This window comes from Bacillus sp. FSL K6-2841 (assembly GCF_037976435.1).
Lineage (GTDB): Bacteria > Bacillota > Bacilli > Bacillales > Bacillaceae > Bacillus > Bacillus pumilus.
This window is the reverse complement of record NZ_CP150266.1, coordinates 2455216-2466945: the sequence shown is the minus strand read 5'-3', so window position 1 is coordinate 2466945 and position 11730 is coordinate 2455216. Positions and strand designations below refer to the sequence as shown.

At 42.8% G+C, this 11730-nt stretch carries 9 protein-coding genes; all 9 read left to right on the top strand.

The features are described 5' to 3' along the window. Window positions 1-7 precede the first annotated feature (7 nt). The 9 genes from ilvC to lonB all read left to right on the top strand — a co-directional run bounded on the left by ilvC (window position 8) and on the right by lonB (window position 11724). Window positions 8-1036 (top strand): ketol-acid reductoisomerase, encoded by a 1029-nt coding sequence (gene ilvC, locus MHH68_RS12560; protein ID WP_339163358.1) that lies wholly within the window; start codon window positions 8-10, stop codon window positions 1034-1036. Further along, window positions 1023-2576: a 2-isopropylmalate synthase gene (locus MHH68_RS12555; RefSeq protein ID WP_058014518.1), complete on the top strand. Its 1554-nt coding sequence runs from the start codon at window positions 1023-1025 to the stop codon at window positions 2574-2576. The genes ilvC and MHH68_RS12555 overlap by 14 nt, the downstream gene beginning before the upstream one ends. A gap of 18 nt (window positions 2577-2594) precedes the next feature. After that, entirely contained in the window at window positions 2595-3692 is a 1098-nt protein-coding gene (gene leuB / locus MHH68_RS12550; RefSeq protein WP_339163355.1) for a 3-isopropylmalate dehydrogenase, read from the top strand. A 40-nt stretch (window positions 3693-3732) separates the two neighbouring features. Continuing rightward, the gene (gene leuC, locus MHH68_RS12545) at window positions 3733-5148 is read left to right on the top strand and encodes a 3-isopropylmalate dehydratase large subunit (protein WP_339163353.1); all 1416 of its coding nucleotides are present in this window, start codon (window positions 3733-3735) and stop codon (window positions 5146-5148) included. Window positions 5149-5161: 13 nt separating this feature from the next. After that, entirely contained in the window at window positions 5162-5761 is a 600-nt protein-coding gene (gene leuD / locus MHH68_RS12540; RefSeq protein ID WP_060596899.1) for a 3-isopropylmalate dehydratase small subunit, read from the top strand. A 125-nt stretch (window positions 5762-5886) separates the two neighbouring features. After that, a complete protein-coding gene (ddcA, locus tag MHH68_RS12535; RefSeq protein WP_339163352.1) occupies window positions 5887-6894 on the top strand; it encodes a DNA damage checkpoint antagonist DdcA in 1008 nt (335 codons plus the stop codon). A 239-nt stretch (window positions 6895-7133) separates the two neighbouring features. Then, on the top strand, window positions 7134-8408 hold the full coding sequence (tig, locus tag MHH68_RS12530; protein WP_034661695.1) for a trigger factor: 1275 nt from the start codon (window positions 7134-7136) through the stop codon (window positions 8406-8408). A 251-nt stretch (window positions 8409-8659) separates the two neighbouring features. Continuing rightward, window positions 8660-9925, top strand: coding sequence for an ATP-dependent protease ATP-binding subunit ClpX (gene clpX, locus MHH68_RS12525; protein WP_058014522.1), 1266 nt, complete (start codon window positions 8660-8662; stop codon window positions 9923-9925). A 137-nt stretch (window positions 9926-10062) separates the two neighbouring features. Further along, the gene (gene lonB / locus MHH68_RS12520) at window positions 10063-11724 is read left to right on the top strand and encodes an ATP-dependent protease LonB (RefSeq protein WP_339163349.1); all 1662 of its coding nucleotides are present in this window, start codon (window positions 10063-10065) and stop codon (window positions 11722-11724) included. Window positions 11725-11730 lie beyond the last annotated feature (6 nt).

The window sequence follows — 11730 nt, the reverse complement described above, 5'->3', positions numbered from 1 at the left end:
GAGTCAAATGGTAAAAGTATATTATAACGGTGATATTCAAGAAAACGTATTAAACGGTCAAAAGGTTGCCGTCATTGGATATGGATCACAAGGTCATGCACATGCATTGAACTTAAAAGAAAGCGGCGTAGATGTCATCGTCGGCGTGAGAAAAGGCGGATCCTATACAAAAGCACAAGAAGACGGCCATCAAGTATTCCCAGTAAAAGAAGCGGCAGCACAAGCAGATGTCGTGATGGTATTACTACCAGATGAGCAGCAAAAGAAAGTATATGACGAAGAAATCAAAGATCAATTAGAAGCTGGCAACTCACTTGTTTTCGCACACGGATTCAACGTTCACTTCCATCAAATTGTTCCTCCAAGTGACGTAGATGTGTATCTTGTAGCGCCAAAAGGTCCAGGACATCTTGTGAGAAGAACATATGAGCAAGGCGCTGGTGTACCTGCACTATTTGCTATCTATCAAGATGTATCTGGTCAAGCGAAAGACAAAGCGCTTGCTTATGCAAAAGCAATCGGCGGAGCAAGAGCGGGCGTTCTTGAAACAACATTTAAAGAAGAAACGGAAACGGATCTATTCGGTGAGCAGGCAGTCCTTTGCGGAGGTCTTACTTCACTAGTAAAAGCAGGATTTGAAACATTAACAGAAGCTGGTTATCAGCCAGAGCTAGCATACTTCGAGTGTCTGCATGAATTAAAATTGATCGTTGACCTTATGTACGAAGAAGGATTAGAAGGCATGAGATATTCAATCTCTGATACAGCACAATGGGGAGACTTCGTATCAGGACCACGCGTTGTGGATGCAAACGTAAAAGAATCGATGAAAGCAGTCTTGACTGATATCCAAAACGGAACATTTGCAAAAGAATGGATTGTTGAAAACCAAGTGAATCGTCCACGTTTCAATGCGATCAATGCTAATGAAAATGAGCATCAAATTGAAGTTGTTGGAAGAAAGCTTCGTGAAATGATGCCTTTCGTCAAACAAGGAAAGAAAAAGGAAGCGGTGAGCGTCGGTGCGAAAAATTAATTTTTTTGACACAACACTTCGAGATGGAGAGCAATCACCCGGAGTGAACTTAAATGCACAAGAAAAGCTAATCATTGCAAAGCAGCTTGAGCGCCTTGGGGTTAATATCATTGAAGCGGGTTTTCCCGCTTCATCCCGAGGGGATTTCTTAGGCGTACAAGAAATAGCAAGAACGATTAAAAACTGTTCTGTTGCTGGTCTTGCACGATGTGTGAAAGGTGACATTGATGCTGCATGGGAAGCATTAAAAGATGGAGTGGAGCCAAGGCTTCATGTCTTTATTGCCACTTCTGACATTCACCTGAAGCATAAACTAAAGAAAACACGTGAAGAAGTCGTAGAACAAGCTGTCTCCATGGTGAAATATGCGAAAGAACGTTTTCCAGTTGTTCAATGGTCAGCAGAAGATGCGTGCCGTACAGATCTTGCTTTCTTGGCAGAAATTGTAGAAAAGGTCATTGACGCTGGAGCAAGTGTCATTAACTTGCCAGATACAGTTGGGTACCTAGCGCCAAAAGAATACGGTAATATCTTTAAATATATGAAGGAACACGTTCCAAATATCGACCGTGTCAACTTGTCCGCTCACTGTCATGATGATCTAGGGATGGCTGTAGCAAACTCACTTGCAGCCATTGAAAATGGAGCAGATCAAATTGAAACGGCTGTCAACGGAATTGGCGAACGCGCTGGAAATGCTGCTTTAGAAGAAATTGCAGTCGCTCTTCACATTCGAAAAGACTTCTATCAGGTCGAATCAACGATTCAATTGAATGAAATTAAGCGTACAAGTGATGTAGTGAGCAAATACTCAGGCATGATTGTGCCGCGTAATAAAGCAGTCGTTGGAAACAACGCATTTGCACATGAATCAGGTATTCACCAAGATGGTTTCCTCAAAGAAAAAACAACCTATGAAATTATTTCTCCAGAGCTTGTCGGCGTGACAACAGATGTACTTGTCCTCGGGAAACACTCCGGAAGACATGCGTTTAAAGACCGCATGAAAACTCTAGGATTTAAACTAACAGAAGAAGAAATCAATAAGTTCTTTGAGACTTTCAAGAACTTGACGGAGAAGAAAAAAGAAATTACAGATGATGATTTGATCTCTATTATATTAGAAGAAAAAGTAGCAGACCGAAAAATTGGCTACGAATTTGAAAGTCTTCAAGTGCATTATGGAACAGAACAGATGCCGACAGCCACGGTCTCTCTGAAAAATCAAGAAACGCAAGAAGTCATTCAAGAAGCAGCTACAGGCGCAGGCAGTGTAGAAGCTGTGTACAACACGCTGGAGCGCTGTATGGAGGAAAGAATTCATTTGCTAGACTACCGTATTCAATCAAATGGAAAAGGCAGAGATGCACTAGCCGAAGTATATGTCACTGTTTCAATAGAAGGAAAAGAAACAGCAGGACGCGGTGTAGCGCAAGATGTGCTGGAAGCATCGGCGAAAGCCTACGTCAATGCAGTAAACAGGCATTTAATCTTTAAATCAAATCTCATTGAAATTGAGAAACATCACGCGATCTCATAGGAAAGGAGGTAGGTCCTCATGAAAAAGAAAATTGCACTTTTGCCCGGCGATGGAATCGGACCGGAAGTTGTGACATCAGCTGTCGCTGTCCTCAAAGAGACAGCGGCTCAATTTAGGCACGAATTCGAATTCGAAACGGCGCTCATTGGCGGTATCGCAATAGATGAAAAAAACAATCCGCTCCCAAAAGAAACGGTTGATGTATGCAAGAGCGCTGATGCGATTTTATTAGGAGCAGTCGGCGGACCCAAATGGGATCAAAACCCACCAGAGCTTCGTCCGGAAAAAGGCTTACTCGCCATTCGTAAACAATTGGACTTATTTGCTAACATTCGTCCTGTCAAAGTGTTCGATAGCTTAAGCGAGGCGTCACCGTTAAAACAGGATCACATTAACGGAGTCGATTTTGTCATCGTTCGTGAATTAACAGGCGGTCTCTATTTTGGTGAACCAAGTGAGCGCTATACAGATGAAGAAGGAAAAGAAGCTGCGGTTGATACGCTTCTTTATACAAAGGAAGAGATTGTCCGTGTAGTAAAAGAAGCATTCGACATGGCGTTAACGAGACGGAAAAAAGTAACGTCTGTGGATAAAGCGAACGTTCTGGCTTCTAGTAAACTATGGCGGGATGCGGTAGAAGAAGTGGCTTCTCAATATCCAGACGTTGAATTTGAGCATATGCTCGTTGATAATGCCGCCATGCAGCTGATTTATAAGCCTGCACAATTTGATGTCATTGTGACAGAGAATATGTTTGGTGACATTTTAAGTGATGAGGCTTCAATGATTACTGGATCACTCGGTATGCTGCCATCTGCTAGTCTATCAAGCACCGGCCTTCATTTATATGAACCGATTCATGGATCAGCACCCGATATTGCGGGGCAAAACGTCGCAAACCCTCTGGCAACTATTTTATCGGCAGCAAGCTTGCTTAGAACTTCCTTTGCGTTAGAAGAAGAAGCGGCTGCTATAGAAGAAGCTGTAGAAACTGTTCTTGCCTCAGGCAAAAGAACAAAGGATTTATCGGCAAAAGAGGGAACGTATCAAACAACTGAAGACATCACTCACGCAGTTGTAGACGCACTTAAGCAGCGCGTGAAAACAATTGTATAAATAGAATCTTGTGGAATTAGGTAGAGGGAGGAAAAGGGTTATGCCTCGAACAATCATCGAAAAAATATGGGATCAGCACGTTGTCAAAAGCGGCGAGGGGAAACCAGACCTTTTATATATTGATCTGCACTTGGTGCATGAAGTGACATCGCCTCAAGCGTTTGAAGGATTAAGACAAAAAGGGCGCAAGGTGGGAAGACCTCAAAATACGTTTGCGACGATGGATCACAACATCCCGACTGTGAATCGATTTGTGATCAAAGATGAGATTGCTAAAAAACAAGTGAGTGCTCTAGAGCGTAACTGTGCTGAATTTGGTGTCCGCCTAGCTGACCTACACAGTGTAGACCAAGGAATTGTCCACGTCGTTGGACCAGAGCTTGGTTTGACACTTCCGGGGAAAACAATCGTTTGCGGAGATAGTCATACATCCACTCATGGCGCATTTGGCGCACTTGCTTTTGGAATCGGTACAAGTGAGGTCGAACATGTACTTTCCACACAAACACTTTGGCAGCAGCGTCCGAAAACATTAGAAATTAGAGTAGACGGAAAGCTGCAAAAAGGGGTAACGGCCAAAGATGTCATTTTAGCAGTCATTGGTGCGCATGGCGTGAAGTTTGGATCAGGTTATGTCATTGAATACACTGGGGAAGTATTCAGAAACATGACGATGGATGAACGTATGACCGTTTGTAATATGTCGATTGAAGCAGGCGCAAGAGCAGGATTGATTGCACCTGATGAAGTCACCTTTGAATATTGCCGCGGACGCAAATATGCACCGCAGGGAGAAGGCTTCGAAGCAGCGATTAAAGAATGGGAAGAACTTAAAACAGATCCGGGTGCAACCTATGATAAAACGATTGTTTTAGATGGGAATGAGATTTCACCAATGGTCACATGGGGAATTAACCCAGGAATGGTGCTGCCTGTAGATGCATCCATCCCAGGACCTGAAGATTTTGCGCAAGAAGATGATCAAAAAGAAGCGATTCGTGCGTACGAATACATGGGTGTTCACCCTCATCAGCGTATTGAAGATATTACGATTGAGCATGTGTTTATTGGCTCATGTACGAACTCAAGAATGACTGATTTACGCCAAGCAGCTTCTATGATAGAAGGACAAAAGGTAGCTGATCATGTCAGAGCGATTGTCGTGCCTGGCTCTCAAAGCGTCAAATTGCAGGCAGAAGAAGAAGGTCTTCATGAAATCTTCCTTGAAGCAGGATTTGAATGGAGAGAATCTGGCTGCAGTATGTGTCTCAGCATGAATAACGATGTGGTACCAGAAGGAGAACGCTGCGCATCTACATCAAACCGTAACTTTGAGGGGCGTCAAGGAAAAGGTGCGAGAACGCATCTTGTCAGCCCGGCAATGGCTGCAATGGCTGCAATACATGGCCGGTTTGTCGATGTCAGGAAGTTTAATCAAGAGAAAACAGTCGTGTAAGGAGTTGTCATAGATGGAGCCTTTAGTCACACACAAAGGAAAAGCCGCTGTGCTTAACCGTATCAACGTAGATACAGATCAAATTATTCCGAAGCAATTTTTGAAAAGAATTGAACGAACAGGATATGGCCGGTTTGCCTTTTTCGACTGGCGGTACTTAGCCGATGGCAGCCCTAATCCTGATTTCGAACTGAATCAGCCGATTTATGAAGGAGCATCCATTTTGATCGCAGGAGAAAACTTTGGCTGCGGATCATCAAGGGAACATGCCCCTTGGGCACTTGATGATTATGGTTTCAAAATTGTCATCGCACCATCATTCGCAGATATTTTTCACCAAAACTGCTTTAAAAATGGGATGCTTCCGATTCGTCTTGATTATGATGTGTGGAAAACATTCGCTGCGTCATATGAGAACAAAGGGTATGAGATGACGGTTGATCTTGAAAAACAGCAAATAGAAGATCACGAAGGGAATATCACTCCTTTTGATGTGGATCCTCACTGGAGAGAAATGCTCCTGAATGGCTATGATGAGATCTCATTAACTTTACTACTAGAAGATGACATTCAAGCATTTGAAGATAAGCGCAGCAGCTGGCTGCGTGCGTAAACAACAAGAAGCCGTCCGCCCGAGGTGTGACGGCTTCTTTTTTGCATGAAAACCTCTCGTTACTTGTGTTTACTAACCTTCGTTGGTAAACTGATAAAAAATATGCGCCCGAAAGGAACGTAAGCATGAAACATGACAAGAAGAAAGATAATGTCATTTTGTTTCCTGGTCTGAAAGAAAGACTGATTGAAAAAGGAATGGCAGCATTAAAAGATAAACAGTATCAAGAGGCGCTTCACTTGTTTTCAGAAGCAAAATCTTATGATGACGATGAAGAATCCGATATTCATCTCGGTATGGCGATTTGTTTTCTGGAGCTGGGCGAGCTGCAGGATGCAAAGCGTGTGTGTGAAAAGATGCTGCATGAGGGATATGGTCATTACTTCACCGTGCTTCAAGTGTATATGACAATCTTGATTCAGCTGAAAGAATATGAAGAAGTGAAGCAGACAATTGAGGCGGTACTTGAGGAAAACCATCTTCCAGCAGAAAGCGCAGAGCATTTTTACAAGCTGCTCGAATTTAGTAGAAAAATGATCGAATCGCCTGAACAGATTTTAGATGAAGATGAAGAGGACGGCGACGAAATCAATATAGATGATATGCTCGAGCGGCCAGAGGAGCAGGTGCAGTTCATCCATTCGCTGAAAGATCGAAACATTACGCCGCATATGGGTCTATTAAATACGATCCTACAAAAGCCTGATGGAAATCCTTTGGTCAAATCATTGATCCTGCAGCTTCTGTCAGATCATGATGTGGCAAAGCCGGTTCATGTGACGAAGTTCGGTGATTCGTTAACGCTTGTTCCTTCTGAGGCTGTTAAACCAGAGCAAATGCCGCTGCTTCAGCAAGTCCTTCGTAAGCTCGATGACACACTCGGCAATGAGAACCCAACCCTTTACCAAGGCGTGGAAGAGTTATGGCGCCGGCACTTATTTGTCCTATATCCATTTCTTCCTAAATACACAGATCCGAATCTCTGGGCAGCAGCACTTCATAAAGTCGGCTATGAAATGCATGGGATCGAGATTGAACTCGAAGAATTGCATCTATTGTATGAATTTGATGAACGAGAGCTGAGAGAAGCTTGCACAATGCTGAAAGATATTGAAGAAATTTCTTATTTGTAATTTGTCGATTTAGTTGAAAGACGGACTTGTTATGTTATAATATAATGGTTGTATTTGTGCATATATCGTGCAGTTGTCGATTCCAATGGTTGAAAGACGATATGTATAATCAAGTCAAATGTTGTATACATAATACCGCTTCTTTAGCGGCGTGCGTGGTTTTTAATTGGACGAAGTCTTTATGATGCTTTAGAATGTAACAACGCACAATCTGAATAGATTTTTGGAGGGAAACACACATGTCAGTAAAATGGGAAAAACAAGAAGGTAACGAAGGCGTCTTAACTGTAGAAGTTGATGCTGAAACATTTAACAAAGCACTTGATGATGCGTTTAAGAAAGTTGTTAAGCAAGTATCGATCCCTGGATTCCGTAAAGGGAAAGTACCACGTGGTCTTTTCGAACAGCGTTTTGGTGTAGAATCTCTTTATCAAGATGCATTAGATATTCTTCTTCCAGTTGAGTATCCAAAAGCAATCGACGAAGCTGGTATTGAGCCAGTTGATCGCCCTGAAATCGATGTTGAGAAAATCGAAAAAGGCGAAAGCTTAATCTTCACTGCAAAAGTAACAGTGAAGCCTGAAGTGAAACTTGGTGACTACAAAGGTCTTAACGTAGAAAAAGACGACGCTACTGTCACTGATGAAGATGTACAAGAAGAGTTAAAAGGCATGCAAAACCGTCAAGCTGAGCTTGTTGTCAAAGAAGAAGGCGCAATTGAAAACGGCGATACAGTTGTTCTTGATTTCGAAGGATTCGTTGATGGAGAAGCATTCGAAGGCGGAAAAGCTGAGAACTACTCTCTTGAAGTAGGTTCTGGTTCATTCATCCCTGGTTTCGAAGAGCAGTTAGTTGGTCTTGAAGCAGGCGCTGAAAAAGACGTAGAAGTCACTTTCCCAGAAGAATACCACGCTGAAGACCTTGCAGGTAAACCAGCTGTATTCAAAGTGAAAATTCACGAAATCAAAGCAAAAGAACTTCCAGCACTTGACGATGAGTTCGCGAAAGATGTTGATGAAGAAGTAGAAACTCTTGCTGAACTAACTGAAAAAACAAAGAAACGTCTTGAAGAAGCGAAAGAAAACGAAGCAGAAGGTAAACTTCGTGAAGAGCTAGTTGAGAAAGCTTCTGAAAATGCGGAAGTTGACATCCCACAAGCGATGGTTGACACAGAGCTAGACCGTATGATGAAAGAATTCGAACAACGCCTTCAAATGCAAGGAATGAACCTTGAGCTTTACTTCCAATTCTCAGGACAAGATGAAAATGCGCTGAAAGAGCAAATGAAAGAAGATGCTGCTAAACGCGTGAAATCTAACCTAACACTTGAAGCAATTGCTGCTGCAGAAAACTTACAAGTGTCTGATGAAGAAGTAGAAGAAGAGCTTTCAAAAATGGCTGAAGCATACAACATGCCAATTGAAAATATCAAACAAGCGATCGGATCTACTGACGCAATGAAAGAAGATCTAAAAGTTCGTAAAGCAATTGATTTTCTTGTAGAAAACCGTTAATATGGTGCATAATAATAAAACAGGGCGCGAGTGACTCGTGCCTTGTTTTGTACAATTTTTGACTTATCATCGCTTCTTTTGGAAACGATAGTGTAAGTCACATCTTTCTGTTATACATATCTCAATGTGCAGTGTTAGAAACACATCATTACCGTCTTTTAGGAAAGTATGGTAAAATGCATACATACTGGACCCAGAAAGGTAGCTGACTGTTAGCTACAGGCAAGTGAAGAAGAATAAGGGGTGAAAGAATGTTTAAATTCAACGAGGAAAAAGGTCAATTAAAATGCTCGTTTTGCGGAAAAACGCAAGATCAAGTGCGTAAACTGGTCGCAGGACCTGGCGTATATATATGTGATGAATGTATCGAGCTTTGCACGGAAATAGTTGAAGAAGAGCTCGGCACTGAGGAAGAAGTTGAATTCAAGGATGTTCCGAAGCCTCATGAAATTCGGGAGATTCTTGATGAATATGTCATCGGTCAAGAAAATGCGAAGAAATCCTTAGCTGTGGCGGTTTATAATCACTACAAACGGATCAATTCCAACAGCAAGATTGATGACGTTGAGCTTTCGAAAAGTAATATCTCTATGATTGGGCCAACAGGAAGCGGTAAAACATTACTTGCTCAAACGCTTGCTCGTATTTTAAATGTGCCATTTGCGATTGCAGATGCAACATCACTAACTGAAGCAGGTTATGTTGGTGAAGACGTAGAGAATATTTTACTAAAGCTGATCCAAGCAGCCGATTATGATGTAGAAAAAGCGGAAAAAGGCATTATCTACATCGATGAAATCGATAAAGTAGCAAGAAAATCAGAAAACCCTTCTATCACTCGTGATGTATCTGGGGAAGGTGTTCAGCAAGCACTATTGAAAATTCTTGAAGGAACTGTCGCTAGTGTACCGCCTCAAGGTGGACGTAAGCATCCTCATCAAGAATTCATTCAAATCGATACGACAAATATCCTCTTTATTTGTGGTGGAGCCTTTGACGGTATTGAGCAAATCATCAAACGCCGCCTAGGACAAAAAGTCATTGGATTCGGCGCAGAAAATAAAATCGAAGATCTTGAAAAAGAAGTTCTTTTATCAAAAGTACTCCCAGAAGACTTGCTTCGCTTCGGTTTAATCCCAGAATTCATCGGCCGCTTGCCGGTTATTGCAAGCCTAGAGCCTTTAGATGAAGAAGCGCTTGTAGAGATCTTGACGAAGCCTAAAAATGCACTCGTTAAGCAGTATACAAAAATGCTTGAGCTTGATGATGTAGAGCTGGAATTTGAAGAAGATGCTCTTAGCGAAATTGCGAAAAAAGCAATTGAGCGTAAAACAGGAGCTCGTGGTCTACGTTCAATTATTGAAGGCATCATGCTTGATGTGATGTTTGACCTTCCATCACGTGACGATATTGAAAAATGTGTCATCACTGGTGCAACGGTTGCTGATGGTGAGTCGCCGCGCCTTGTGTTAAAGGACGGCACAGTCGTCAATAAAGATACGAAAACATCTGCATAAGAGTAGTCTCACTCCTGAATCTTTTTGATTCAGGAGTTTTTTATTTATCGTGGGAAGTTGTGTTTATTCCGTCCAGCTCTAGGAAATACTAGCAGACAGAAACCAATACATACGATAGATGAAGGAGGGAGCACCGATTGAGCTGGACAGGAATCGTATTATTCATACAACTGTTCTTTGGTATCGTCATCGGGCTGTACTTTTGGAACTTACTGCGAAATCAGCGCACACAAAAGGTGACGATAGACAAGGAGTCAAAGAAAGAAATGGAAGCACTCAGAAAGATGCGGTCAATCAAGCTGAGTGAACCTTTATCAGAGAGAGTCCGGCCAAAGGGGTTTCAAGATATTGTGGGGCAGGAAGACGGCATTCGTGCACTAAAAGCGGCACTATGCGGGCCGAACCCACAGCATGTCATCGTCTACGGACCACCGGGAGTCGGTAAAACAGCCGCTGCCCGTCTTGTGATGGAAGAAGCGAAGCGTCACGCTGATTCTCCGTTTAAAAAAGATGCGGTCTTTGTAGAGCTCGATGCCACAACCGCGAGATTCGATGAACGAGGCATTGCAGATCCGCTTATTGGTTCTGTGCATGACCCCATTTACCAAGGGGCTGGAGCAATGGGGCAGGCAGGCATTCCGCAGCCAAAACAAGGAGCCGTCACACATGCTCATGGCGGTGTTTTATTTATCGATGAAATTGGCGAGCTGCATCCGATCCAAATGAACAAAATGCTCAAAGTGCTGGAAGATCGGAAAGTCTTTTTAGACAGTGCCTACTACAGTGAAGAAAATACCCAAATCCCGAATCACATTCATGATATTTTCCAAAATGGACTTCCGGCCGATTTTCGATTGATTGGTGCCACGACAAGAACACCTGACGAAATTCCACCAGCGATCCGGTCAAGATGTCTGGAGATTTTCTTTAAAGACCTTGACCAGCATGAACTGAAAATCGTCGCTGCAAAGGCTGTCCAAAAAATTCAAAAAGAATTAAGTGACGAAGGGCTCAACCTGTTAACCTCCTATGTGAAAAATGGACGTGAAGCGGTCAACATGGTGCAGATTGCCGCGGGTATGGCGGTCACAGAAAACCGGAATGACATTACGATTGAAGATGTCGAATGGGTCATTCATTCAAGCCAGCTGACACCAAGATATGAACAAAAAGTACCGGAAAAGCCAAAAGTCGGAGTAGTCAATGGACTGGCTGTGTATGGACCAAACAGCGGTGCCCTGCTTGAGATTGAAGTGAATATCTGTAAGGCGCTTGAAAAAGGCAGTATCAATATTACAGGGATTGCAGAAGAAGAAAGCATTGGCAATCAATCGAAATCCATTAGACGAAAAAGTATGGCCAAAGGGTCAGTTGAAAATGTATTAACGGTGCTTCGAAATTTAGGCATTCGGACAAATGAATATGACATCCATATTAATTTTCCAGGCGGTGCCCCAATTGATGGACCGTCTGCTGGAATTGCCATGGCGACCGCAATCTTTTCAGCCATACATCAAATTCCGATTGATCATTTGACAGCCATGACGGGTGAAATCGGATTGCAAGGTCAGGTGAAGCCGATCGGTGGTGTGATACCGAAGATTAAGGCAGCGAAGCAGGCTGGTGCCACAACTGTCATTATTCCTTATGACAACCAGCAGTCGATCTTAAAAGAGATTGAAGGGGTCACTATTGTGCCTGTGAAGCACTTCCAAGAGGTGCTGGATCAGTGTCTGGTCAACCCGCCAGACGAGAAGAAAGATGGACTAGAAGACGAAATGAAAAGAAAATCTGTTTAATCCCCA

Coding starts and splice junctions, on each gene's coding strand:
- clpX (WP_058014522.1), top strand. CDS start 8,660: ATGTTTAAATTCAACGAGGAAAAAGGTCAATTAAAATGCTCGTTTTGC.
- leuD (WP_060596899.1), top strand. CDS start 5,162: ATGGAGCCTTTAGTCACACACAAAGGAAAAGCCGCTGTGCTTAACCGT.
- tig (WP_034661695.1), top strand. CDS start 7,134: ATGTCAGTAAAATGGGAAAAACAAGAAGGTAACGAAGGCGTCTTAACT.
- ilvC (WP_339163358.1), top strand. CDS start 8: ATGGTAAAAGTATATTATAACGGTGATATTCAAGAAAACGTATTAAAC.
- leuB (WP_339163355.1), top strand. CDS start 2,595: ATGAAAAAGAAAATTGCACTTTTGCCCGGCGATGGAATCGGACCGGAA.
- ddcA (WP_339163352.1), top strand. CDS start 5,887: ATGAAACATGACAAGAAGAAAGATAATGTCATTTTGTTTCCTGGTCTG.
- leuC (WP_339163353.1), top strand. CDS start 3,733: ATGCCTCGAACAATCATCGAAAAAATATGGGATCAGCACGTTGTCAAA.